Source organism: Acinetobacter sp. AR2-3 (assembly GCF_001878775.1).
Classification (GTDB): domain Bacteria; phylum Pseudomonadota; class Gammaproteobacteria; order Pseudomonadales; family Moraxellaceae; genus Acinetobacter; species Acinetobacter lwoffii_D.
Map to the genome: position 1 here is coordinate 17,929 of NZ_MJIQ01000048.1, position 24,296 is coordinate 42,224.

Sequence of the window (24,296 nt, forward strand, 5' to 3'; positions counted from 1 at the left end):
GTACATCAAGCTGCTTTCAGGCATAATAAGCATTGGTATATTTAAATTGAGTGTATAAACATGAAGGTATGGCTAACGTCATTAGCGCTGCTCACTGGATTAACTGCATGTTCGGAACAACCACAAAAACCGGTCGTAGATCCAGCCAAATATCAGGTTCAGACCGCACAGGAACTGCAGCAACGTTTTGATGCACTCAATGTCCAGTTAGCCCAAGACTTTCAGAAATTTAAGAAAGTCGAAAGCATTGCTTTCGCACACCAGTTTCCTTTAGATGTCAATAATCTGCAAAGCTTGAACCAGCATCTCGTTAGCAGTACCGCATTAAAACCTAGTAAAATCGCCTATTGCGATATGATGAATAGTTATTTTGCCGATATGTTCCGTTTGGGACATTACAATCTGGAACTGGTCGATGACATTAAATTGCCCAATGCAAAGAATGAAAATTTAAAAGCTAATTTCTCTGATGCTGATCATTTTTATACCTTTATTCTGGATCGTTATACGACTTATCGTCAGGTTCAGCAGACCATGGGTTATGGCTGTAATTTAAAAGCTGCGCTGTAAATCCTAAAGCCAGAAAAAAGCCCATCACAGATGGGCTTTTTTGATTTTAAGCATTAGCAACCGGTCAGTTTTTCAGACTGCGGTTTTTCATCCGAGAAGAAAATCGGACGAAGTTTTACCCCGATCCCGTTACCAATAAAAGCGAAGACCAGCCATAACCAGCCATGCAGACTACCCGACGCAATCCCACTGAAATATGCGCCGATATTACACCCATAAGCTAAGCGTGCGCCGTAGCCCAGCATTATGCCACCTACAACAGCAGCAATCAGTGAACGTTTTGGAATATTGAAATTCGGCGCAAATTTACCTGCCAAACTTGCTGCCAACAAAGCACCCAGCATGATACCGAAGTTCATCATTGAGGTAATATCAAACCATAATGATTCTGCCAGTGCTTTGGCATTGCCTGCTCTTTGCCAATAATCCCAAGAAGCTACATCAACACCTACAAGACTTGCACCTTTGGCACCCCACACAGCCAGTGCAGAGGTCACGCCCCAAGGACGACCTGCCAGTGCCAAAGTAGCAAAGTTGAGTAAGGTCAGGATAATACCGCCCCAAATCAAAGGCCATGGACCACGAATAAAGCGCTTCCAGCCCTGATATTCACTGCGTGGCTCAATTTCCAGGCTGCCATGACGTTTCTTTTCGAAATAAACAGTCGCCGCAGCAATGATGGCAAAAACGATAAAGCTCAACAGCAATCCAGGGAGGACGCCTAAACTTTCTACCAGTGAAATAGGCTCAAGATGTGGCAGGGCAAACCACCAGTCAAGGTGGGAGGTCGCAATCACAGACCCGATACAGAAGAACAAGAGCGTCACCAGCATACGTGCACTACCGCCACCGACGGTATACAGCGTACCTGATGCACAACCGCCACCAAGTTGCATACCGATACCGAAAATAAAGGCACCAATCATGACTGACATGGAAACAGGGTTAACATTGCCTTTGACTGGGTTGCCGAACAATTCACCTGCACCTAAAGCGGGGAAGAACAGTAAAACTGCCAGCGCCAGCATAATCATCTGCGCACGTAAACCACGGCCGCGACGTTCCTTGATAAAGACACGCCAGCTCGAAGTAAAACCAAATGAAGCATGGTACAGGGTCATGCCCAGTGCACCACCAACCAAAAATAATAGGGCCTGATTTAAGCCTACGATTTGATAGGCACCGATTGTACCTATGATAAGCAAAATAAAAGCTGCCCAGACCGAAATATTCGACCGTTGGGAAGCAGCAACAATGACTGACATGGGAGATTAAATTTTAAAAATAAAGGCTGGTATTCTACTGAATTTCAGTTTAAATGCAGCCCGTTTTGCCGATTCAATCACAATTAAGTCATTCTAATACTTGATAAGTTTTATCAATTTATCTGATTTTATCGAATCATTTAGATAAAAAATTGATCCCATCAAGAAATAATGCAATTTCAATTTAGATCATTCGATATTTAAAATCATCTCTGATAAAAAAGCCTGCAATCGCAGGCTTTTAAACATCAAGCTGAATGCTAAAATCAGTTTTCAGCTTTTTCCCGAACTTCTCCGGCACCTTCCTCAACTGCCGCAGCTGTTGCTGCAGTTGCTTTACGTGCTGCTTCCGCAGTGGCATCTGCTGCTCTAGACGTTGCAGCAGCTGCTTCGTCCGCTGCCTGAGCAGTATTTTCCGCGGCATTATCCATTGCTCGTTCGGTTTCTACCGCAGCCTCACGGCTGGCATCTTCCATATCATGACCGGCTTGATTGGCTGCATTTTCTAAATGCTCACCTGTGGTTGCGCCGGTTTCAGGCGCTTCTTCTTTACTACAGCCGACTAAGGCAACAGTGGTCGCCAAACCTAAAGCAATCAGTAATTTATTCATCGAGTAATATCCTTTTGTTGTTGTAGAGCTGCAATCTAATTTAGCAGCCATTTGTTTAGATTTATGCTAGCAAATAGATCAACATTTGTTGATTAACTGTAACTTTTTTCGATACTTATACTGTAATGGCACAGTCGGAAGTTGTTTTAAGTTTCATGGAATAGTGATATTCACAGAGAGGGGAGCTTCAAAACTATCATTCGACATGCAGATTATAGTATGAAGTTTGGTATTTAGATATTTGGCATCATGAGCCAGAGATAATTCTAAAAATGAAGAAATGAAAGACATAAAAAAGCCCGCATGATGCAGGCTTTTTTTAAGAAAAACTTATAGACCAGCAGAGGCTTTAAGCGCTTCCACTTTGTCAGTTTTTTCCCAAGTAAATGCAGTATCTGAACCTTCACGACCGAAGTGACCATAAGCAGCAGTTTGCTTATACATTGGCTGGATCAGGTCAAGCATACGGGTAATGCCATATGGACGTAAGTCGAAATGTTCACGAACCAGTGCAATAATCAATTCTTCAGAGACTTTTGCAGTATTGAATGTATTGATTGAAATTGAAGTTGGCTCAGCAACACCAATCGCATAAGACACCTGAATCTCACACTTGTCAGCCAAGCCAGCAGCAACGATGTTTTTCGCCACATAACGACCTGCATACGCAGCAGAGCGGTCAACTTTAGATGGATCTTTACCAGAGAAAGCACCACCGCCGTGACGTGCCATACCGCCGTAGGTATCTACGATAATTTTACGGCCAGTCAAACCACAGTCACCTACAGGACCACCGATCACAAACATACCCGTTGGGTTGATGTGGAATTTGGTGTCTGCATGGAACATGTCAGCAGGAATGATTTTCTTCACGATTTCTTCAATCACAGCCTCTTTCAGGTTTGCTTGAGTGATTTCAGGATCATGTTGAGTTGAAAGAACGACTGCATCTAAACGAACTGGTACGCCATTTTCATAAGCAAAAGTTACCTGACTTTTTGCATCTGGGCGTAACCATGGCAAGGTGCCATTACGACGTAATTCAGCCTGCTTTTCCATCAAGCGATGCGCATATGAAATCGGCGCAGGCATTAATACATCAGTTTCGCGGCTTGCATAACCGAACATTAAACCTTGGTCACCGGCACCCTGATCTTCAGGTTTCTGGCGGTCTACACCCTGAGCAATTTCAGGTGACTGTTTACCAATCATGTTGATCACGGCACAGGTTGAACCATCAAAACCAAGATCAGAATGGTGATAACCAATTCCGTTTACGGTATGACGTACAATTGCCTCAAAATCAACATTTGCTGTCGTTGTGATTTCACCGGCAAGTACAACCGCACCTGTTTTTACAAGCGTTTCACAAGCAACCCGTGCATATGGGTCTTCTTTTAAGATTGCATCCAAAATAGCGTCACTGATTTGGTCAGCCATTTTATCTGGATGGCCTTCGCTTACAGATTCCGAAGTAAATACAGCGTACTCGCGCATAGTCCTATCACAGTTAATTTTAAAGACCCGATATGTTACATCGAGTTGCGCTCTAGGACTAGCTTAACAGGACAAAATTGGTCGAAATTGTTTCAAATTATTGTGTTTTTAATTGATTAATAGAATTAAAAAAATTGATATGTCTATTTAGGCAGCATTATTGATTGGGGAATATGAAGCAACAATATTTTAATCAATCAGACAGCCAGAAAATTAAATGCTTAGATTTCTGATTAAATTTTAAAAAAATAGACGCTAGAAAAAATACAAAGCTCAAAATTCAAAATTTACTTAAGCAAGTGATCATTACATCAATAAAGTGGATTCAGGCTGTGCGCCTTGCGACCAACTGTCTTGCTGATGTTCAAGCGTGTCTTCATATTAGCGCTAAGTCTTCCACATTAGCTGGTTAGGAATGACGACATCTTTTGCTATGGACTTCTTGGAGCAAGACTGTACGGAGATCAGAAATCATGTATCAAAAGGCATTTACCCTGATTGAAGTGCTGATCGTGCTCATCATTATCGCGATTTTAGTAACGATGGCTTTTATGAGTTATCAAGCTTATATCGTACGTAATCAATTGGCCGAAGTATTTGAGCAAGCTGGAGCATATCGAACCCAGTTTATTGCTTCGGATCAGCACTGTGATGCCGGACGTGAGATTGGTGGGCATGGTCAATATATCGAAAAAGTGATCATTAATGCCGCATGCCGGATAGAGTTCAAGATAGGAGAGCAGGGAGTAGATGCTGCGATTCGCGGGAAATCGGTTGCTTTTGACGTTCATAGTGGCAAATGTTACTCCACTGATATTCAGCAGCGCTATTTGCCTAAAGACTGTCAGGGACAATAAGTCTACCGAGGTTGGAAATTAGCCTAAGCAAATTAGATTTTCACCTGTATATCAAACAATCCTGCCAATATTTTATAAAATTTAATACAAATTACATTATGAATAGATCAGAGAGTCATATAAATTTTCTTCAAAAATAATAGTGTGAGACATATGAAATAGAAACAAAATCAGCATAAATTCAATCCTGTTTATCAGCTTGGAATCCAGATACAGAAACTAAAGTCGCTTTTGAAATGAAGGATAATTCAATCTGAAAATCAGCACAGAGAACCGAAGCCGAAGAAGAAATGTGGAATAATTGTACGATAAGGCAAGAGACACTCAATAAACTGATAAATATTGTTGGTTAGTCTTTACCCCTCGCTGTTTTTTTAAGACAATAGACAGCAGTTTTGAAAGTCTTTTCATCATTTCCTATTTCTGAATATTTTGGACTCTGATTTATGACAACCCCGCTTAATGAACGTCGTATTGCAAACGCAATTCGTGTATTGGCAATGGATGCTGTGCAAAAAGCAAACTCAGGACATCCAGGTGCTCCAATGGGGATGGCAGATATCGCTGATGTGGTTTGGCGTGAATTCATGAACCACAACCCGACCAACCCGAATTGGGCAAACCGTGACCGTTTTGTATTATCAAATGGCCATGGCTCTATGCTTCAATATGCGCTTCTTCATTTAACGGGCTACGATCTTTCGATTGAAGATCTTAAAGCATTCCGTCAACTTCATTCTAAAACACCTGGTCACCCGGAGTTGGGCTATGCACCAGGGATTGAAACGACGACTGGTCCTTTAGGTCAAGGCATCGCGAATGCTGTCGGTTTTGCACTGGCTGAAAAAACTCTAGCTGCGCAATTCAACAAAGACGACATCCAAGTTGTAGATCACTTCACTTATTGCTTCCTCGGCGATGGCTGTTTGATGGAAGGTGTTTCTCACGAAGCATGTTCTTTGGCGGGTACATTGGGTCTGGGCAAATTGATTGCTTACTATGACGACAATGGCATCTCGATTGATGGCGAAGTGGAAGGCTGGTTCTCTGACGATACAGAACAACGCTTCTTGGCGTACGGCTGGCAAGTGATTAAAGTTGATGGTCACGATGCAGATGCAATCCGTCAGGCAACTGTTGAGGCGAAAGCTGAAACTGCTAAACCAACCATCATTATCTGTAAAACCGTGATTGGTTTGGGTTCACCAAACAAGCAAGGTAAAGAAGACAGTCATGGTGCACCACTCGGTCATGACGAAATCGTCTTGACTCGTGAAGCACTAGGCTGGACTGATGAAGCATTTGTAATTCCTGAAGATGTTTATGCAGCTTGGGATGCGAAAGCCAAAGGTGCTGAATCAGAAGCAGCTTGGAACGAAACATTTGCTGCTTATGCTGCAAAATATCCAACTGAAGCAGCTGAGCTTAAACGTCGTTTATCTGGTGAATTACCGGCTGACTTCGTTGCAAAAGCGGATGCTTATATTGCAGAAGTGAATGCCAAAGCTGAAACGATCGCAACGCGTAAAGCGAGCCAAAATGCATTGCAAGCACTTGTTCCATTATTGCCAGAAGTTCTAGGTGGTTCTGCGGATCTTGCAGGTTCTAACCTGACCCTTTGGAAAGGCGCGCAAGGCGTACAGGACAATCCGGCAGGTAACTACGTACACTATGGCGTACGTGAATTCGGTATGACTGCAATCGCGAATGGTGTTGCACTGCATGGCGGGTTCATCCCTTATGTAGCAACATTCCTGATGTTTATGGAATATGCACGTAATGCCGTACGTATGTCAGCATTAATGAAACAGCGTGTAATCCACGTTTATACGCATGACTCAATTGGTCTGGGTGAAGATGGTCCAACGCACCAACCTGTTGAACAGATCGCATCACTTCGTGGTACACCAAACCTGAATACGTGGCGTCCATGTGACACTGTTGAAGCAGCAATTTCTTGGAAATCTGCATTAACGCGTGCCGAAGGTCCAACTGCATTGATCTTCTCTCGTCAGAACTTGCCATTCCAAAACCGTACTCAAGCTCAAATTGAGAGCGCTGCGAAAGGTGGTTATGTACTGGCTGAAGAAAAAGGTGAATTGAAAGCCATCATTATTGCTACTGGTTCTGAAGTATCTCTTGCAATGGAAGCTTATGCACAGCTTGAAGGCGTGCGCGTAGTGTCTATGCCATGTGCTGAAGAATTCATGAAGCAAGATGCAGCTTATCGTGAAGCAGTTCTTCCAACGAATATTCGTGCACGTGTTGCTGTTGAAGCTGCACATGTAGATTACTGGTGGAAATTTGTAGGTCTTGATGGTCGTGTCATTGGTATGACCACTTATGGTGAATCTGCACCTGCAAAAGATCTGTTCCAGTTCTTCGGGATTACCACTGAAGCAGTGGTTGCAGCTGTAAAAGAGATTACTGCATAATCAACTGATTAGGCGGTTTATTAAAAGGCGCTCCAGTTTTGGGGCGTCTTTTGCTTTTTAGCGTTGTTTTCATGTGGCAACTGTTAGAAAGTTCTCCCATAGTCGAAATGAAAGAGTGAGATGAACATGAGCTTGTATGAACAAATTAACGATGAAATTACTTTAATGGATGCAGGCGAACTCAAGTGGATCGGACAGGAATTACCTCTTGAAGCGATGGTTGCAGTTGATTTAATGCTGCAGAATTAGCCGAAGAAAATATCATTAAAGTGCGTCGTAAAAATCATGAAAAGACGACTGGCCTAAAACAGGTTGATCGTATTCTGGTTGAAAAACTTTAAACATAAAGCATGAAAAGTCCCTGATTGGGACTTTTTTATGCCGGATGATTTTCATCTGACAGGTTGCTTATGAACGTCAGATGAGATAAAGCTAGGTTTAGGCCGCTATAAAAATTCAGCGACCACTATCGAAACGACTTAAATTAAAGAAATAAGCCAAAGAAGCGGTTAAACATGAATATACAGCCCCAGATCCAGATCAAATCTCTAGAGCAAATATCACAGCCGGAATGGCTATTTTTATGGCAAGACTATCAACGCTTTTATCAGACGCAAATTTCGGATGAGGTGAGTGAAAATACCTGGGATAAATTAACCAATTATGAATTAGATTCAATATACGGTTTTGCGGCCTTGATTGATGGAAAGGTCGTTGGGATGGTGCATGTCATCGAACATAACAGTAGCTGGACAGTAAGACCATATGCTTATTTGCAGGATCTATTTACCCATCCTGACTATCGGGGAAAGGGTGTGGCGCGTAAGTTGATTCAACATGTCTATCAGGTTGCACAGCAGCGTAATTGCGACCGGGTTTACTGGCTGACTCAGGAATCAAATCATCAGGCACAAGCGTTGTATAACAAAGTCGCCAAGAAAACTGGATTCATCCAGTACCGTATGGATTAAAGCTCAAAAATTAAAAAAAATAACTTACAATTTTATCGTTTCATCACTGCAACAAAACGTTTTATCTTTAGGGCTGTAAACGGTTCCAGATTCTATACACTTAATAACATCCAAAACGTGAGATAAAAACATGAATTTCAAAACATTAGCATTAGGCTTGGCGGTCGCATCTGTAGCAACAGTTTCTATGGCAAAACCAGTGGCCTATACGATTGACCCGACTCATTCAGCAACGGTGTTCTCTTGGAGCCACTTTGGTTTCTCTACACCATCTGCAAACTTCAGTGACATCCAGGGTACGATTAATGTTGATAATGCAAAACCTGCGAATTCTTCGGTCAATGTGAACATCCCGGTTGCAAGCATTAATACGAATGTGAAAGCGCTGGATGACCATATTAAGACAGCAGAATTTTTTGATGCTGCCAAATATCCGAATATCACTTTTAAAAGTACTAAAGTTCAGGCTTTAGGCAAAAACAAATACAAAATCACCGGTAACTTAACCGTAAAAGATGTCACTAAACCTGTGGTACTGGACGCAGTTTTAAATAAACAAGGCGTGCACCCAATGACCAAATTACAAACGATTGGTTTCAATGCAACCACTTCATTTAACCGTTCAGCCTTTGGGGTAGGCGGTTATGTTCCAAATGTGGGCGATAAAATTACAGTGAACATTACTACCGAGGCTTCTGTTCCTGCTCCGAAAAAATAAGCATGACAAATTAAAAAAGCACCCAACTGGGTGCTTTTTTATTACGGTGATTTAAGTTGCAAGTTTTCTAAATAATGCAGCAATACCGAACTGGCGGCCTGTTCAAGCGCGGGCGCATAGCTTTGATGATCCGCCCGTAAGGCGGGAATATTGATCTGGGCTTTGCGTAACTCACAGGTATGTCCAATCAGCCATTTCTCTAAACTTTCACTGGCCACTTCAGCATGGAATTGTAGTGCTAGAATATTCTGTCCTACCCGAAAGGCCTGATTTGGATAAAGATCAGAGCTGGCCAGTAATTCTACCTGTTCAGGTAGGTCAAAGGTATCACCATGCCAATGCAGGACGTCAATATCCTCCAGAGCTTTTAGTGGATTGTTTTCAATAGAAGCAAGACTGAGTTTAGACCAGCCAATTTCCTTCACATCTCCGGGATAGACTTTAGCATTCAATGCAGCAGCAATTAACTGCGCACCTAAACAGATGCCTAAAGTCGGTAAATTCTTTTCCAGTCGAACTTTAAGTAAGTCTATTTCTTGTTGTAAGAAAGGGTAATCCTCAGTTTCATAGACTGCAATCGGGCCACCGAGAATAATTGTTAATCCAGGATGTTTAAAAGCCTTGGTAAGATCATCGATGCCAGCTTCGAAATAACGCACACGTAAGCCGAGCTGATAAAAAATATCTTCCCAAGCACCTAAGTCTTCAAAAGCCAAATGTTGAATGGCATACACGGTATCGGAGAGGTGGGCTAAGTTCAGCATAGTTTTTTGATATCAAGAGAATGATTTAATTTAACGTGAATCAAAAGCAAAATAAAAGGCTTTATGCCCCACATCATGTGCAAAATAGAAAATAATGAACATCGCTGCGCTATCGGCAACTGTGTAAACATTTTCGTGTGATCGCTACATGAAGCAGTTCATTTTTCCTTTTATATAGGAAAGGGAGTAGAGTAAGGCTGCCGTACTGAATAAAAATAACAAGACCATCAGGATCAAGGATATGCAAAATATACGTTTATATGTCGATAAAAATAGAATCAGCCCTTATGCCATGTCGGTCTATGTTGCCTTAAAAGAAAAGGGTTTAGATTTTCAGGAAATCGTGATTGATTTAGATCAGCAGCAACAGAAATCTGCGGCTTATCAAGCCATTTGTCCAAGTGCTAAAGTTCCGTGTTTAATAGTAGATAACTTTAGCCTGTTTGAATCATGGGCGATCACTGAATATTTGGAAGATGCCTTTCCAGCACCTAATTATCCAGCCTTATATCCTAAGGAAATTTATGCTAGAGCTAAATGTCGGGCCATACAAGCCTTGGTCAAAACCGATTTTATGCAAATCCGCCAGCAGATGCCTTCCGATTCGGTATTTCATCTAGCAAAAATGTCTATACCTCTTACAGCTTCGATCACTGAAGAAATTCAGCGCTTGGTGAATGTGGCAGAATATATGCTGGAGGACATATGGTTGACTGAACACTGGTCAATTGCAGACTTTGATCTGGCCTTTATGTTGCATCGTTTGTTGAGCCATCAGGTGAAACTTCCTGTGAAAATAATAGAATATGTCGAGCGTAATTTTAAGCGTGCTTCGGTACAGGCCTGGCTGGCAGAACATGAAAAAGCTAAAACTTTAATCTAATGTCGACTGATAAAACAGTTCATAAAAAACCTACTTAAATAGGTAAAATTCAAGCGTAATATGAATCAGAACAAAACTTGAAAAGATGCTGAGGATACAGTCCTCGTTGAATAAGAAGGAGGGAGGGGCCGGTGGGGAATTCACATCATCATGAACATAGTCATGTCGCCGTGACTGCAAAAAATGCCAAAAAATTATCAATAGCGTTGGCATTAACCACGACTTTTTTAATTGTGGAAGTGATTGCTGGTTTTCTAACTCAAAGTTTGGCCCTACTTTCTGATGCTGCGCATATGTTTACCGATGCTGCTGCACTGGCTATCGCTTTAGTCGCTATCAAAATTGGGCAAAAACCGGCAGACAATAAACGGACATTTGGTTATCAGCGCTTTGAGATTTTGGCTGCCCTGTTTAATGCCGTGATGCTGTTTGTGGTTGCGATTTATATTTTGTTTGAAGCTTATCAGCGTTTGAGTTATCCGCCAGAAATCCAGAGCCTTGGCATGATGATTGTTGCTGTTTTGGGGCTGATCATTAACCTGATTTCCATGAAAATACTGGTGTCCAGCAGTCAAGAAAGTCTCAATGTCAAAGGTGCATATCTGGAAGTGCTCAGTGATGCACTGGGATCTGTAGGCGTGATTATTGGAGCACTAGTGATTTATTTGACTGGCTGGATGTGGGTGGATACGCTGATTGCGGTATTGATCGGATTTTGGGTGTTGCCAAGAACCTGGATTTTGCTGAAACAGAGCATCAATATTCTGCTTGAAGGTGTGCCGGATGAAATTGATATTGAAAAATTACGCCACGATCTTTTGGCGCTCGAAGGGGTTCAGGACATTCATCAGCTCAAGGTTTGGGCAATTACCTCCAAAAAAGTCATGCTGACTGTGCATCTGGTTGCGCCGAATGTGGATTATCAGAAACTGCGTCATCAGGCCTTTGAGATGCTCCACCATGAGCATCATATTACCGAGATGACCTTGCAGATCGAAGCGGAAGACTGCCCACTAGAACATCGGGGACAATCCTCACATCCGCATTCACATGCCGAAAGCCATCAGCATTGAAGTGGAATAATCTAAGCATCGGGAAAGTTGATTATTTTTTTAAAAGTGAGCGAATCACATCCAGATAACTTGGCGGAGCATCGACATACTGACGCTCTCTTAACATCTGGTGCATTTTCGCCAGCTTTTGATGCGGAACAGAGGCCATTAAATGATGTTCAATATGATAGTTCACATGAATCGGGGCAACCAAAGCACGTGCCAGCCAGTCTGCACGGGTGGTGCGGGTATTGCTAAGGGCGGAATGACTGGTTTCTAGGCCCGCATGCTCAGCCATAGCGCGGATGCGGATGAACAAAGGAAATGGAGTGATATAGGCGAGAGGCCATAATAAATACATTTTAGGATGGCCGCTGGCCCACAGAGCAGAAAAAATTGCTGCATTTGAAATTAACATACCAGAACTATTTTTAAGCAAGTTTTTCGCTAACTCTAAATTGCTGCGATCACCATGCGGAATTGGCTTGGGGTCATTGGAAACACTCCATTCCAGCAATTCCAGATCCATTAATACTCGACCAGCGAGAAATTTAAGCCCCGATTGCCCATTCAGGTCACGGAAGAATTTCCTGAATAGTGAGCTTTGCGTAATGGGAAAGTTTTTTACCAACCCCAAGTCAGGATCATCTGGCTGCGAGGTTTTAGCATGATGTTTCAGGTGATAAGGACGGTATTTGCTGACATCATTCCAGATCGGGCGTGCACAGAGCCAATCAGTCAGATGGGTATTTAACCATTTGGTTTTGAACAGGCTATGGTGCGAGGCATCATGCATCAAAATAGCCATCGCAAGCTGGCGTCCAGCAAGAATAGCCAATGCCAATGCACATATCAGGATTTTTCCCCATGTAGGTAAATATTCCCAGCTATAGGCAACCGTACCAAAGGTCATGACAATTACGGTCCAGGTTGAACCTACTGCCCAGGCACCGTGTAAGTCTGAGGTCGTGGTGAGTTCTTTAATTTCGTCACGACTAAAAAGTTCTGTGACACTGACCTTTCTGTTCATTCTTCTGCCTATATTTAGTTCTTATTGCTTTATTCAATATATTTGGATGAAATATTACAGTCAATTCATTTTTGTGTATAAAAAAGAAATAAATTAGACCCCTTGGTCTTTAAAATAGTGTTGCCATAAAAGTTGACCCTGTTTTTCTATTTTGCGGACTGCGAGCTCAAATTGTTGTCGAGCATCTGTGTCTATCCATTCTGCAGGAAGTAAGGGGTCAGCACGCAAACTAAATAGGGCAGATTTACCTAGATAAAAGGCACTTTTTGCAGCCTCTGCTAAAGTCAGATTCTGGTAATTCTCAAACCAGTCGTTGATAGCATGCTGTACTGCATGATAGGTCTGATGTAGCTCTTCGATATCCCATAAATCACGAACTTCGGTTTCACTTTCCAGTTGACTGACTTGGAAAAAACGTGCGTCAGGATCTAATCCAAACTGGATTACAGCTGTTTTTAATGGACTTAGGTTTAGCGTTAAATTATCGGGACGAATAAAAACATTTTGCTCTAGTTCCTGAAAACCATAATAACGCAGCGCTTTTTCTCTTTTAGATAAGGCAGTACGGTCTACACGTCCCAAAGTGCCGGTATAGACCAATACATATTTTCCGTTCCATGTGGTCGCCGTTTGCATATCAGGGTGTTTGTTTAAGCTGATAAAAGAAGTATCGAATTTTTTCTCTAGCAATTGATATACGCCGCGCTCTACAGCTTGAATCACATTTTCCTGATTTAATCGGGCCACAGCGACACGGATACCATTGTCAGATATACCCAATAATTCAGCAGCAGTTAATATCCGCTTAATAGACAGGGTGGAGTTTTTAGAGGCATATAAAAGATCTAGAATTAGATGACGAGCATTTAATTTATAAGTCATGAAACGATATCGTTATGAAAGGGATTGAAAGTTTTAAAGTTTATCCACAATAGCACTTTGTCATGAATAACCCAAAAAAATTGTCAGGGTAAAAGAGGATGAATAAGTGATTTGAGATATACATTTTATTAATAAATTTTTTTCAAACACAATAAAAAAACCCTTATCTTTCGATAAGGGTTTTTCGTATTCTGGAGCGGGAAAGGAGACTCGAACTCCCGACCCCAACCTTGGCAAGGTTATGCTCTACCAACTGAGCTATTCCCGCAATGAGGTGAATTATAGAGAATTCCACAGCAGTGTCAACTCTCTATAAATCTGTTTGATTAATTAATCAGCACGGCGCCAAACTGTACCTTGACGGGTATCCTCAAGAACAACACCTTGATCAAGTAAAGATTGACGGATTTCGTCTGCGCGTGCGAATTCTTTGGCTTTCTTGGCATCCTGACGCTGTTGAATCAAATCTTCAATTTGTTCAGGTGATAGTCCCAATGCTTCCTGACCAATGTCAGACTTGAGGAACTCTTCTACGTCTTGCCGTACCAGACCGAGAATATTGGTCAGGTAACGCAAAGTTGCATAATAAATCGCTGCCTGTTCCGCATTTTCTTCTTTCACCGCACGATTCAGCTCTTTATTGATTTCGAACAATACCGCAATCGCTTCAGGCGTATTGAAATCATCACACATAGCGGTATTAAAACGTTCAACAAAAGCCTCATCCAGAGTTTCAATCAGATGATCACCATAAACCGCCTGATAGGTTTTAAACGAGTGATAGAAACGAGATAAGGTATTTTTTGCTTCTTTTAAAGCAACATCCGAGTAATTCACCGGGCTACGATAATGGGAAGAAACAATGAAATAACGCACCACTTCCGGATGGAATTTTTCAATCACGTCGCGAATAGTGAAGAAATTGCCTAAAGACTTCGACATTTTCTCGCCATCGACATTAATAAATCCGGCATGCATCCAGTAATTGACATACTGTTCACCAGTAGAAGCTTCAGATTGTGCAATTTCATTTTCATGGTGCGGGAAGGTCAAATCAGCACCGCCGCCATGAATATCGAAATGATTGCCTAGGCAGCAGGTCGACATTGCTGAACATTCAATATGCCAACCCGGACGGCCATTACCCCAAGGGGAAGCCCATGACGGTTCATTTTCCTTGGCATGTTTCCACAGTACAAAGTCAAATGGATGTTTCTTTTCAACTTCGACATCGACACGTTCAGACGCACCCGCTTGCATATCTTCCAGTTTACGGCCAGAAAGACGACCATATTTGGCAAACTTCTCGACCTCAAAGTAGACATCACCATTATTGGATGGATAAGCCGTACCTTTGTCGACCAGGTTGCTGATCATATCCTGCATCTGATCGATGTAATCTGTGGCTTTAGGTGCTACATCAGGTGCAAGGCAGCCCAGTTTGGCAAAGTCTTCATTCATCGCATCAATAAAGCGACCTGTTAATTCTGAGATACTTTCGCCATTTTCATTGGCACGTTTAATAATTTTGTCGTCAATATCCGTAATATTGCGCACATATTTGACCTTCCAGCCTTGGCTACGCAGGAAACGGATAATATAGTCAAATGCAACCACTGTACGTGCATGTCCAATATGACAGTAGTCATAAACCGTCATACCACAGACATACAGATCAATTTGACCTTCAACACGAGGTACGAATTCTACTTTTTTGCGTTGCTCTGAGTTATATAGAACAAATGGTTGCATAGCTGTTCAAAAGACTTCAAATAAAAGGATGAATCATCTTAACCTAAGCATAATTATTCATAAAGATAAAAGCGCAAAAAGCCTCAGTTATTTAGGATAGTTAGGCAACGAGAGTGATTTAGAAAGAAGAGGTTCAGGAAGTGAAATAGCGATATTGAGCTTACATTTTCAGAGGTAATGTTTGCCAGTATGATTAAATTATATTTGAATGAGTCTGGTCTGATTTGAACCAAACCTATTTTGGATAGCGTAAGCGCGTTCCCCTAAAAAATAAAAACAAGCGCCTTTTACAGCGTCAAAAATGAAGCGAATGTAGAGATGGAGATACCAGACTGCGTAAGTCACATACAATCAAGATATATTAAAAATCTGTCGAATCTTCTACATTTAGAAAGCTTGCAATTGCATAGCTATGCTAAAATTGCGAAAATTTTGCCCATCAAATGAGAGTTTTTCTCTGTCCTTAACGTAGGTAAACAGGCTTTGAATTCACAAAAAACAGCGAATCAACTCGATTTTCAGAAAGTCGCACTTGAAACACTGCGCATCGAAGAAAATGCATTACAGATTTTAGCCACACAGATTGATGGCCGTTTTAGCCGGGCCTGTGAAATTATTCTACAGTGTACTGGTCGTCTGGTGATTACCGGAATGGGCAAATCAGGTCATATTGGCCGTAAAATGGCGGCGACCTTTGCTTCGACCGGAACACCCTCATTCTTTATGCATCCGGGTGAAGCCGGTCATGGTGACTTGGGCATGCTGGTCGCGGGTGATGTGCTGATTGCGATTTCAAACTCAGGCAAGAGTGATGAGATCATGATGCTGATGCCACTCATCAAACATCTTGAAATTCCTTTAATTACCATTAGCGGCGATGAGCGTGGCCCAATGCCACAAAATGCCGATGTGGCTTTGACCCTGGGTAATATTCAGGAAGCCTGTCCGCTCGGGTTGGCACCCACCTCATCAACGACTGCCACCTTGGCCTTAGGCGATGCTTTGGCGGTGGCGTTACTGGATGCGCGTGGTTTTACTTCAGATGATTTCGCCCGCTCGCATCCCGCCGGAGCTTTGGGTAAGCGCCTGTTATTACATGTAAAACATCTGATGCGTACGGGTGATGATTTACCTAAAGTTTCACCAGATACCGCCATGAACAAAGTATTGTATGAAATTTCCAACAAACGTCTGGGATTGACCACGGTCGTAGATGCAAATGATGTCTTGCTGGGAATTTTTACCGATGGTGACTTGCGTCGTTTAATTGATAAACAGCAAGGTTTTGATGTCAATCTGGCAATTCAGGACGTGATGACCAAGAATCCGCTTACGATTTCTCAGGAAGCACGTGCAGTCGTGGCGCTGGAACGTATGAATGAACGTAAAATCAACCAGTTTGTAGTGGTTGATGAGGCCAATAAAGTGATTGGTGTGATTAGTATGCATGACCTGATTCAGGCTGGGGTAAATTAATAAATGGCATCTTATGTATTATTAGAGCAGGCACGTCATATTGCAGCATTAGTGCTTGATGTAGATGGTATTTTAAGTGACGGCTTTGTAACGCTGACCAATACTGGTGATGAAATCAAATCATTCGATATCCGCGATGGTCTAGGTATGAAACTGGTTCAGCAGGCTGGAATCAAGGTGATTATTATCACTGGCCGTAAAAGTAATATTGTCGAAAAACGGATGTCTGACCTGGGTGTGGATCTGGTCTATCAGGGCCGTGAAGATAAAGGCACAGCACTACGTGAAGCATGTGCACAGCTCAATATCGACCCTGAAGATTGCTTATATATGGGCGATGACTGGCCTGATCTGTCTGCTTTTGCCATTGCTGGCATGAAAGTGACCGTGCCGAATGGTCATATCGAAGTTCGTCGCCGTGCAGATCTGGTGACTCAGGCGCTGGGTGGCCGTGGTGCAGTACGTGAAATCTGCGATATGCTGCTGATGTCCAAAGGCGTATACCAAGAGTTACTTGAAAAATATACTCGTGCGCCTTATTAATAAGTCATATCTTTTGGATTAAGTACACCGCTTATGGATACTAAAGTTTTATATATTACGGCTGTGATTATTGCCGCAATAAGTGGTGGTTATTACTATTACAGCGGCAAGGGCAACAAGCTGCAGGCAGATTCTGCGCGCAGCATGACCTATTCCGCTCAAAATATTAACTTAACCCAGACGGATGAAGCTGGCCAGGTGTCGGTTCGTGCCCAAGTGGACCGACTCGAGCAGAACCTGCAGCTAGAAACCTCAAAGCTGGAAAATCTGCGAGCATCGACCTATGACAATGGTAAAGTCGATGCGACTTTCTTTGCCAAAATGGCGCATGGTTATGATGACAATACAAAAGTTGTACTCTCTCAAGAAGTGCTCGCCACCAAAATCATGCAAAATGGAAAAATGCAGTTTCGTACTGAAGAACTGACTGCTTTTCCGAAAACACGTGAAATTGAAACAGACAAGACAGTGATTGTGGAATCTCCACAGGCTGAATTCGTCAGCCAGGGTCTTAAAGCCAATCTTAATGATGGTCAATACGAATTCTTTAATATTCGAGGAAAGTATGAACCAAACTCCTAAAGCCAAAATGATGCACACTTTCCTGAAGCGTATGACGCTGGCGACTGTGGTTGGACTCGGTTCAATCGCTGCTTTTGCACTGCCATCTGACCGTAACCAGCCAATCACTTTGCTGGCTGACCGGGCGACTTTCAATGAGCGGACGGGTGTGACGACGTATTCGGGCAACGTTATCATTGAACAGGGCACCATGAAGCTGCAAGCCAATTCGATTGTGGCCAATCTGAACAATAAGCGCCAGATCAGCCTGATTACGGCTACTGGCAGCCCGGCACAGTTCCAGCAAAAAGTGGATCCGGCCAAAGGTCTTGCCAAAGGTCAGGCGCAGAAAATTGTCTACAATGCTGAAACCGGGATTATTACCTTGTCAGGTAATGCCTTCCTGCAACAGGACGGTGCTAGTATTCGTGGTGCGACTTTAAAATACAGCATGAACAAAGGCGATATCGAAGCTACCGGAACACCAAACAAAACCGGTTCATCGTCTGGCCGTGTACAAATCGTGATTCCACCCTCTAGTTCAACATCCTTCCCGGGAGCGCGTGATTAATGGAGCAATCGCAGCAGGTTCAAACCTTAACCATTAAGCATCTGGCGAAAAACTATAATAAACGCTGGGTAGTGAAAGATGTGTCGTTCAGCATGGAAAGTGGCCAGATTGTTGGGTTGCTGGGACCAAATGGCGCCGGTAAAACCACCAGTTTCTATATGGTGGTCGGTCTGGTGCGGATGGATAAGGGGGAAATCTATCTCGATGATCTAGATCTTTCCGACCTCGCAATGCATGAACGGGCACGTAAGGGAATTGGTTATTTGCCGCAGGAAGCTTCGATTTTCCGAAAACTGACAATTTCCGAAAATATTATGGCGATTCTGGAAACCCGTAAAGATATGACCAAGGCACAACGTCAGCAACGTCTGGCGGAGCTACTGGCAGACTTTAAAATCACCCATATCAAAGATTCCTTGGGTATGAGTGTATCCGGTGGGGAGCGACGTCGTGCCGAGATTGCGCGTGCACTCGCGGCTGATCCAAAATTTATGCTACTCGATGAACCTTTTGCCGGTGTCGATCCGATTTCGGTCGGAGATATTAAGGATATTATTACGACCTTGAAAGATCGCGGAATTGGGGTACTGATTACCGATCATAACGTGCGTGAAACGCTGGCGATTTGTGAGCATGCCTATATTGTCAGTGAAGGCGCATTGCTTGCTGAAGGCACACCAGAAGAAATTCTGGCAAATGAGACTGTGAGAAAAGTTTATCTGGGTGATGATTTCACTGTTTAAATAATCCTGCTTTATATAAAAACCCTGCATCAGACGCAAGTTGTCGGATGCAGGGTTTTTTTTGCTCAAATCAAAGTGAAAAAGATTTCTTTTAAAAGGATTTGATATATTGTTAGGCTAAAACAAGAAACATTACATAATTATGCGATTTAGGGCAGAACACTTTAAAAAAAATCAGGGGAAAACAGATCAAAAAAGAAAGAGATTGATACTTCTTCTTTTGCCTTTATCTGTGTCTTTGGCGCATGCAGAAAACTCACCCCATTATTTTTCCAATCTCAAGAATGGCTTGAGCCAGCTGATTGCACCCAAACCGACACGGTCAGCGCATAGCATTGATATCACGTCGCTTGGTCATTATTCATTAGATACATCAAAAGTAGCTGAGCTGCCGTAAATTACCCGACCACAGTCAGGACAGTCAGCTTTAAGTCCTACGATCACAGGTGGCATTCCACAAAAAATGAATCTGGTGGAAGCCGTACACCGGGCAGTGCAACGACGTCCTGAAATCACCCAGAGTATTTCGACATTATCTGCGCAGGCAGCCAATATTGATGTAGCGAGAGCGGGTTATTATCCGCAGGTGTCCGGTGGTATCGGGACAGGGGATCTCACTTCAGGTGAACGTGGACGACAAATCGTTTCTTTGAATGCCACCCAGATGCTGTATGACTTTGGCAAAATTAAAACCAATATCAGTGTGGAAGAAGCCCGCTTGGCAGAAGAACAGGCAAGAGCGCTGGTTAGTTTGGATCAGATTGCATTTGAAGTAGCAGATGCAATAGTGAATATCAAACGTTATCAGCAAATCACCCAGATTGCCCAACAGCAGATTCAGGGCATTGGACGGATTGCAGAAATTGCCAATTTGCGTGCCCGCGCCGGAATCAGCAGTCAGGCCGACCCGATTCAGGCCCAGTCCAATCTGGAAGCAGCGCAATCGAATCTGATTGTACAGCAGACCCAGCTCAGACAATATCAACAACGCTTGCGTACCTTGCTAGGATTTGATGTATCCACTGTTGAATGGGATATTCCTGATCGTATTGTGGCACAGGCCGATCTTTATCAGGATCCGGAATTTACCCAGATTCCGAACATGATTCTGGCCCATGCCGGGGTCAATGTTGCCCGTTTGCAAAAAGATCAGGCGCGATTAAGTCCTTATCCGACTATTAGTGTTAAAGGCAGTCTAAGTCAGGCGATGAATGGACGGAATCCAAATAATAATGAAGATGATGGTTTTTATAATTCAGTCATGATTGAAGCCAGCAGTAATTTGTATCAGGGTGGTGCAACGCGTTCACAGACCCGTGCCGCAAGCTATGCCGAAGAAGCTGCACGAGCACAGGTCAATACGGTCTATCTGGATGTGCTGGATCAGGTGCGCTTGATCCGAGAACAGATTGAAAATAAAAAAAACAAATGGCGGTTTTATCCCAGCGCCGCGCAACCACGGTACGCACCAAAGAGCTGTATCAAGAACAATATAAATTGGGTACCCGAACCGTGGTGGATTTGCTGAATGCAGAGCAAGCCATTCATAGTGCCGCACAGGAAATTGAATCGGCACGCTATGATATTTATTCGGCGATCGTACAGTACATTCAGGTCACGGGCCGTACACGGGATATTTACGCGCTTAACAGCATTTCTATTCAGGGGTTTGAAGTTCAGCCATGAGTACTACAATAATAAATTATCAACCTTGGCTTCAGGCAGTTTTAAATATTGCTCGGCATTACCGGATTGAGCCTTCTGAGGAGCTAATTCGCCTGCAACTGGATTGGAACCAGCATCATGACATCGATGACATGCTCAAGATTGTCAGTCGTCAGATGGGTTTAAATGTCCGTAAAAATAAATTTGAGCGCAGCCTGCTGAATCCATGGCGTTTACCTTTGCTGGTTGAATTCGATAGTGGTGATGTGGGGGTGATCGAACGCATTGATACGCAGGGGAATGTCAGCATTCAGCTCAGTGGTGATGAAGGTTTATCTCAAAGCTTTACAGTTGAACAATTAGATACTGGCGTAAAGCATCTTTATGTACTGCGTCCTGAATCTTCAGTTCCGGATGCACGTGTTGATGAATATATCAAACCTTTTGAAAAAAACTGGTTCTGGTCGATTGTCCTGAATGACTGGAAGCGTTATATCGATGTGATGTTTGCATCTTTAATTGCCAATATTCTGGCACTGGCCACGATAGTCTTCTCGATGAATGTCTATGACCGTGTCATTCCATCACAATCTATTCCGACGTTATGGGTGTTGGCCGGTGGTGTACTGATCGCCGCGATTTTTGAGTTTGTTTTACGTGTCTCGCGGATCTATCTGTCAGACATTATTGGTAAACGCGCGGATTTAAAAATTTCTGACCGGGTGTTTGGTCATTCATTACGTATCAAAAACAGTGAACGTTCCAAATCGACAGGAACCTTTATTTCACAAATTCGCGAGCTGGAAGGCGTCCGCGAACTGGTGACTTCAACCACAGTCACAGCAATTGCCGATCTGCCATTCTTCTTCCTGTTCTTGGGCATCTTCTGGGTGATCGGTGGCAATTTGTTCTGGGTCATGTTACTCGTTGTGCCTTTAATGATTCTGCCGGGAATTCTGGCACAGAAAAAACTGGCAGAACTGGCCCAGTTGGGCATGCGTGAATCGGCCATCCGTAATGCTTTACTGGTAGAAGCTGTGCAAGGAATTGAAGATATCAAGCTGCTCAGGGCTGAAACGCGTTTCCAGAATCAGTGGAACCATATGAATGAAGTTTCGGCTGATGTCAGTATGCAGCAACGTAAAATTGTCGGCTTGATGACGGCCTGGACGCAAAAAATTCAGGGGCTGACCTTTGCGATTGTGGTCCTGGTCGGAGCTTTTGCCGTTATGGAGGGTGATATGACTACTGGTGCACTGGTGGCCTGTTCGATTCTATCTTCACGCATGCTGGCACCAATTTCACAAATTACGGGTGTACTGGGTCGCTTGCAACAGGCTAAAGTCGCCAAGGCTGGTTTGGATGAACTCATGAAAAAACCGGTGGACCAGCCGGATTATTCGCACCTGATTCATCGTCCGGCACTGGATGGGCATTATGAGCTCAACGGTGTGGTGTTCAAATATGGCGATGATGATCCGAAACCGAGTTTGATGATTCCCAAGCTAGAGATCAAGCCCGGGGAGAAAATTGCAATTCTGAGCCGTAATGGTGCAGGAAAATCGACCTTGTTGCAGCTCTTGTCTGGGATGCAGACACCGTTACAGGGCAAGGTCAAGCTGGATGGGATTGATCTGACCCTGATTGATCCGTCAGATGTGCGGCGTGATATGAGTTTGCTAAATCAGAACTCGCAGTTATCTTATGGTTCAATTCGTGAAAACCTGACTTTGGGTGCACCTTTGGCCACCGATCAGCAAATTCTGGAAGCCTTACAAATTACCGGTGCACTGGGATTTGTACAGGAGAAAAAAGAAGGGCTGGATCATATCATTTTAGAGGGCGGTGTCGGCTTCTCTGGCGGGCAGCGTCAAGCTTTGTTATTGGCGCGACTGTTGATCCGTCAGCCAAAAATTTTGCTGCTGGATGAACCGACTGCCGCCATTGATGATGTGTCAGAAAAACAGTTGATTGATCATCTTAAAGGGTATTTAACCCATCGTACCATGGTAGTTGCGACCCATCGCCGTGCGGTATTGGAACTAGTGGATCGTATTCTGGTGGTCAATGATGGCAAGATTGTCATGGATGGGCCACGGGATCAGATCCTAAATCAGTCGCAAGGTGGTAATAAGCGGGTTGTTGGAGCAAGTGCATGAGTGAACTCAAAGAACTAAAACGTTCAAGCAAAGTCAGCTTTCAGGAACCACCTTTACCTAAATCGAGTGTCATTATCTGGATTGTCGGCATTGGTTTATTGGTATTGCTGATCTGGGCCTGGTTATTTAGCTTGGAAGAAGTCTCTACCGGTACGGGTAAAGTGATTCCATCTTCTAAAGAGCAGGTGAGTCAGTCTCTGGATGGCGGTATTTTGACTAAACTTAATGTCAAAGAAGGTGAGATTGTCGAGCGTGGGCAAGTATTGGCCCAGCTTGATCCGACCCGCTTTGAATCCAACGTCGGTGAATCAGAATCCTTGCTAGTGTCATCACGTGCCACTTCAGCCCGTTTACGTGCGGAAGTCACCGGCGCACCGTTGGTCTTTCCTGAAGAAGTGTTGAAATACCCCAAATTGGTTAAAGAAGAAACGGCCCTGTATCAGTCGCGTCGAGCCAATTTGCAAGAATCTGTTGCAGGCCTGGAACAGGCTTTGTTACTGGTGCAGCAAGAACTGGAAATGACCGCTCCCTTGGTCGCCAAAGGGGCAGCCAGTGAGGTTGAAGTGTTGCGTCTAAAACGTGAAGCCAATGACCTGCGTAATCAGATGAATGATATCCGTAATCAATATTATGTGAATGCGCGGGAAGAATTGTCCAAAGCCAATACTGATGTAGAAACCCAGCAACAGGTGGTACGTGGCAAGTCGGATACTTTGAGCCGAACTGTTTTTAAATCACCGGTTCGCGGTGTCGTCAAAGAGATTGATGTGATGACGCTGGGCGGCGTGATTCCACAAAATGGCAAGTTGATGACCATCGTGCCACTGGATGAAAAATTACTGGTTGAAGCACGAATCTCGCCGCGTGATATTGCCTTTATTCGCCCTGATCAGGAAGCATTGGTTAAAATTACAGCTTATGATTATTCGATCTATGGTGGGTTGAATGGTAAAGTTGCGATGATTTCACCGGATACCTTGCGTGATGAAGTCAAGCAGGATCAATTTTATTATCGGGTGTATATCCGTACCGATAGCGACAAGCTCAGCAATAATGCCGGGCAGGAGTTCAATATTACTCCAGGGATGGTGGCCACCGTGGATATTCGTACTGGTTCAAAAACCGTGATGGATTATCTGATCAAGCCATTTAATAAAGCCAAAGAAGCCTTGCGTGAACGGTAATATTTGCCAAGCAATTGAGTAAAACAATCGATCAAAATCAGGCCTCTCCGTGGAGAGGCTTTTTATTTGTCTGTGCAAAGCAGGTATACTGCAGCAGTGAGAGTTTA

At 43.4% G+C, this 24,296-nt stretch carries 21 protein-coding genes, 1 tRNA gene and 2 pseudogenes; 16 read left to right on the forward strand and 8 right to left on the reverse strand.

Annotation, left to right across the window (positions count from 1 at the left end; genetic code table 11):
* Positions 1-60 precede the first annotated feature (60 nt).
* Positions 61-570: a hypothetical protein gene (locus BFN00_RS09155; protein ID WP_004646660.1), complete on the forward strand. Its 510-nt coding sequence runs from the start codon at positions 61-63 to the stop codon at positions 568-570.
* Positions 571-623: 53 nt separating this feature from the next.
* Here the strand turns inward: BFN00_RS09155 and BFN00_RS09160 are convergent, their stop codons facing one another.
* From BFN00_RS09160 to metK, 3 genes are all read right to left on the reverse strand, one after another.
* Positions 624-1,835 carry a YeeE/YedE family protein gene (locus BFN00_RS09160; protein ID WP_071851210.1) on the reverse strand — a complete coding sequence of 404 codons (1,212 nt, stop codon included), beginning with the start codon at positions 1,833-1,835 and terminating at the stop codon, positions 624-626.
* A gap of 266 nt (positions 1,836-2,101) precedes the next feature.
* Positions 2,102-2,446, reverse strand: a complete 345-nt coding sequence (locus BFN00_RS09165; RefSeq protein WP_005104359.1) for a hypothetical protein — start codon at positions 2,444-2,446, stop codon at positions 2,102-2,104.
* Between the two features lie 330 nt (positions 2,447-2,776).
* Positions 2,777-3,943 carry a methionine adenosyltransferase gene (metK, locus tag BFN00_RS09170; RefSeq protein ID WP_004646663.1) on the reverse strand — a complete coding sequence of 389 codons (1,167 nt, stop codon included), beginning with the start codon at positions 3,941-3,943 and terminating at the stop codon, positions 2,777-2,779.
* Positions 3,944-4,416: 473 nt separating this feature from the next.
* Between metK and BFN00_RS09175 the strand changes: the two genes are divergently transcribed.
* From BFN00_RS09175 to BFN00_RS09195, 5 genes and pseudogenes are all read left to right on the forward strand, one after another.
* A complete protein-coding gene (locus BFN00_RS09175; RefSeq protein ID WP_071851212.1) occupies positions 4,417-4,800 on the forward strand; it encodes a pilin in 384 nt (127 codons plus the stop codon).
* A gap of 446 nt (positions 4,801-5,246) precedes the next feature.
* On the forward strand, positions 5,247-7,235 hold the full coding sequence (tkt, locus tag BFN00_RS09180) for a transketolase (RefSeq protein WP_071851214.1): 1,989 nt from the start codon (positions 5,247-5,249) through the stop codon (positions 7,233-7,235).
* A 126-nt stretch (positions 7,236-7,361) separates the two neighbouring features.
* Positions 7,362-7,576, forward strand: a pseudogene (locus BFN00_RS09185) (hypothetical protein).
* Positions 7,577-7,750: 174 nt separating this feature from the next.
* The gene (locus tag BFN00_RS09190; RefSeq protein ID WP_004646668.1) at positions 7,751-8,206 is read left to right on the forward strand and encodes a GNAT family N-acetyltransferase; all 456 of its coding nucleotides are present in this window, start codon (positions 7,751-7,753) and stop codon (positions 8,204-8,206) included.
* A gap of 130 nt (positions 8,207-8,336) precedes the next feature.
* Complete coding sequence (locus BFN00_RS09195; protein WP_004646669.1) at positions 8,337-8,924, forward strand: YceI family protein; 588 nt, start codon at positions 8,337-8,339, stop codon at positions 8,922-8,924.
* 41 nt (positions 8,925-8,965) lie between these two features.
* Here the strand turns inward: BFN00_RS09195 and BFN00_RS09200 are convergent, their stop codons facing one another.
* Complete coding sequence (locus BFN00_RS09200; RefSeq protein WP_071851216.1) at positions 8,966-9,688, reverse strand: glutamine amidotransferase; 723 nt, start codon at positions 9,686-9,688, stop codon at positions 8,966-8,968.
* A 241-nt stretch (positions 9,689-9,929) separates the two neighbouring features.
* Between BFN00_RS09200 and yfcF the strand changes: the two genes are divergently transcribed.
* Both yfcF and BFN00_RS09210 read left to right on the forward strand, forming a co-directional pair.
* Positions 9,930-10,571, forward strand: coding sequence for a glutathione transferase (gene yfcF, locus BFN00_RS09205; RefSeq protein ID WP_071851219.1), 642 nt, complete (start codon positions 9,930-9,932; stop codon positions 10,569-10,571).
* Between the two features lie 131 nt (positions 10,572-10,702).
* A complete protein-coding gene (locus tag BFN00_RS09210; RefSeq protein ID WP_071851221.1) occupies positions 10,703-11,644 on the forward strand; it encodes a cation diffusion facilitator family transporter in 942 nt (313 codons plus the stop codon).
* 31 nt (positions 11,645-11,675) lie between these two features.
* Here the strand turns inward: BFN00_RS09210 and BFN00_RS09215 are convergent, their stop codons facing one another.
* From BFN00_RS09215 to cysS, 4 genes are all read right to left on the reverse strand, one after another.
* Positions 11,676-12,653: a fatty acid desaturase family protein gene (locus BFN00_RS09215; RefSeq protein WP_071851223.1), complete on the reverse strand. Its 978-nt coding sequence runs from the start codon at positions 12,651-12,653 to the stop codon at positions 11,676-11,678.
* A gap of 93 nt (positions 12,654-12,746) precedes the next feature.
* On the reverse strand, positions 12,747-13,535 hold the full coding sequence (locus BFN00_RS09220; RefSeq protein WP_071851225.1) for a PaaX family transcriptional regulator C-terminal domain-containing protein: 789 nt from the start codon (positions 13,533-13,535) through the stop codon (positions 12,747-12,749).
* A 192-nt stretch (positions 13,536-13,727) separates the two neighbouring features.
* Positions 13,728-13,803 (reverse strand) — tRNA-Gly (locus tag BFN00_RS09225).
* A gap of 62 nt (positions 13,804-13,865) precedes the next feature.
* Positions 13,866-15,287 (reverse strand): cysteine--tRNA ligase, encoded by a 1,422-nt coding sequence (gene cysS, locus BFN00_RS09230; protein WP_071851227.1) that lies wholly within the window; start codon positions 15,285-15,287, stop codon positions 13,866-13,868.
* Positions 15,288-15,770: 483 nt separating this feature from the next.
* Here cysS and BFN00_RS09235 point away from each other — a divergent pair, with 483 nt between their 5' ends.
* The 8 genes and pseudogenes from BFN00_RS09235 (at position 15,771) to BFN00_RS09270 (ending at position 24,189) form a co-directional block, all read left to right on the forward strand.
* Positions 15,771-16,763, forward strand: coding sequence for a KpsF/GutQ family sugar-phosphate isomerase (locus BFN00_RS09235; protein ID WP_071851229.1), 993 nt, complete (start codon positions 15,771-15,773; stop codon positions 16,761-16,763).
* 3 nt (positions 16,764-16,766) lie between these two features.
* The gene (locus BFN00_RS09240; protein ID WP_005171295.1) at positions 16,767-17,306 is read left to right on the forward strand and encodes a KdsC family phosphatase; all 540 of its coding nucleotides are present in this window, start codon (positions 16,767-16,769) and stop codon (positions 17,304-17,306) included.
* 33 nt (positions 17,307-17,339) lie between these two features.
* Complete coding sequence (lptC, locus tag BFN00_RS09245) at positions 17,340-17,888, forward strand: LPS export ABC transporter periplasmic protein LptC (RefSeq protein ID WP_004646678.1); 549 nt, start codon at positions 17,340-17,342, stop codon at positions 17,886-17,888.
* Positions 17,872-18,438 (forward strand): lipopolysaccharide transport periplasmic protein LptA, encoded by a 567-nt coding sequence (gene lptA / locus BFN00_RS09250; RefSeq protein WP_004646679.1) that lies wholly within the window; start codon positions 17,872-17,874, stop codon positions 18,436-18,438. The genes lptC and lptA overlap by 17 nt, the downstream gene beginning before the upstream one ends.
* The gene (gene lptB, locus BFN00_RS09255; protein ID WP_005104345.1) at positions 18,438-19,181 is read left to right on the forward strand and encodes an LPS export ABC transporter ATP-binding protein; all 744 of its coding nucleotides are present in this window, start codon (positions 18,438-18,440) and stop codon (positions 19,179-19,181) included. Before lptA ends, lptB begins: the two co-directional genes overlap by 1 nt.
* A 205-nt stretch (positions 19,182-19,386) precedes the next feature.
* A pseudogene (locus tag BFN00_RS09260) lies at positions 19,387-20,867 on the forward strand (TolC family outer membrane protein).
* Positions 20,864-23,005: a type I secretion system permease/ATPase gene (locus tag BFN00_RS09265; RefSeq protein WP_071851231.1), complete on the forward strand. Its 2,142-nt coding sequence runs from the start codon at positions 20,864-20,866 to the stop codon at positions 23,003-23,005. The pseudogene BFN00_RS09260 and the gene BFN00_RS09265 overlap by 4 nt, the downstream one beginning before the upstream one ends.
* Positions 23,002-24,189: a beta-barrel domain-containing protein gene (locus tag BFN00_RS09270; RefSeq protein WP_071851233.1), complete on the forward strand. Its 1,188-nt coding sequence runs from the start codon at positions 23,002-23,004 to the stop codon at positions 24,187-24,189. The genes BFN00_RS09265 and BFN00_RS09270 overlap by 4 nt, the downstream gene beginning before the upstream one ends.
* The last annotated feature ends 107 nt before the right edge of the window (positions 24,190-24,296 follow it).

Coding starts and splice junctions, on each gene's coding strand:
- BFN00_RS09155 (WP_004646660.1), top strand. CDS start 61: ATGAAGGTATGGCTAACGTCATTAGCGCTGCTCACTGGATTAACTGCA.
- BFN00_RS09160 (WP_071851210.1), bottom strand. CDS start 1,835: ATGTCAGTCATTGTTGCTGCTTCCCAACGGTCGAATATTTCGGTCTGG.
- BFN00_RS09165 (WP_005104359.1), bottom strand. CDS start 2,446: ATGAATAAATTACTGATTGCTTTAGGTTTGGCGACCACTGTTGCCTTA.
- metK (WP_004646663.1), bottom strand. CDS start 3,943: ATGCGCGAGTACGCTGTATTTACTTCGGAATCTGTAAGCGAAGGCCAT.
- BFN00_RS09175 (WP_071851212.1), top strand. CDS start 4,417: ATGTATCAAAAGGCATTTACCCTGATTGAAGTGCTGATCGTGCTCATC.
- tkt (WP_071851214.1), top strand. CDS start 5,247: ATGACAACCCCGCTTAATGAACGTCGTATTGCAAACGCAATTCGTGTA.
- BFN00_RS09190 (WP_004646668.1), top strand. CDS start 7,751: ATGAATATACAGCCCCAGATCCAGATCAAATCTCTAGAGCAAATATCA.
- BFN00_RS09195 (WP_004646669.1), top strand. CDS start 8,337: ATGAATTTCAAAACATTAGCATTAGGCTTGGCGGTCGCATCTGTAGCA.
- BFN00_RS09200 (WP_071851216.1), bottom strand. CDS start 9,688: ATGCTGAACTTAGCCCACCTCTCCGATACCGTGTATGCCATTCAACAT.
- yfcF (WP_071851219.1), top strand. CDS start 9,930: ATGCAAAATATACGTTTATATGTCGATAAAAATAGAATCAGCCCTTAT.
- BFN00_RS09215 (WP_071851223.1), bottom strand. CDS start 12,653: ATGAACAGAAAGGTCAGTGTCACAGAACTTTTTAGTCGTGACGAAATT.
- BFN00_RS09220 (WP_071851225.1), bottom strand. CDS start 13,535: ATGACTTATAAATTAAATGCTCGTCATCTAATTCTAGATCTTTTATAT.
- cysS (WP_071851227.1), bottom strand. CDS start 15,287: ATGCAACCATTTGTTCTATATAACTCAGAGCAACGCAAAAAAGTAGAA.
- BFN00_RS09240 (WP_005171295.1), top strand. CDS start 16,767: ATGGCATCTTATGTATTATTAGAGCAGGCACGTCATATTGCAGCATTA.
- lptC (WP_004646678.1), top strand. CDS start 17,340: ATGGATACTAAAGTTTTATATATTACGGCTGTGATTATTGCCGCAATA.
- lptA (WP_004646679.1), top strand. CDS start 17,872: ATGAACCAAACTCCTAAAGCCAAAATGATGCACACTTTCCTGAAGCGT.
- lptB (WP_005104345.1), top strand. CDS start 18,438: ATGGAGCAATCGCAGCAGGTTCAAACCTTAACCATTAAGCATCTGGCG.
- BFN00_RS09265 (WP_071851231.1), top strand. CDS start 20,864: ATGAGTACTACAATAATAAATTATCAACCTTGGCTTCAGGCAGTTTTA.
- BFN00_RS09270 (WP_071851233.1), top strand. CDS start 23,002: ATGAGTGAACTCAAAGAACTAAAACGTTCAAGCAAAGTCAGCTTTCAG.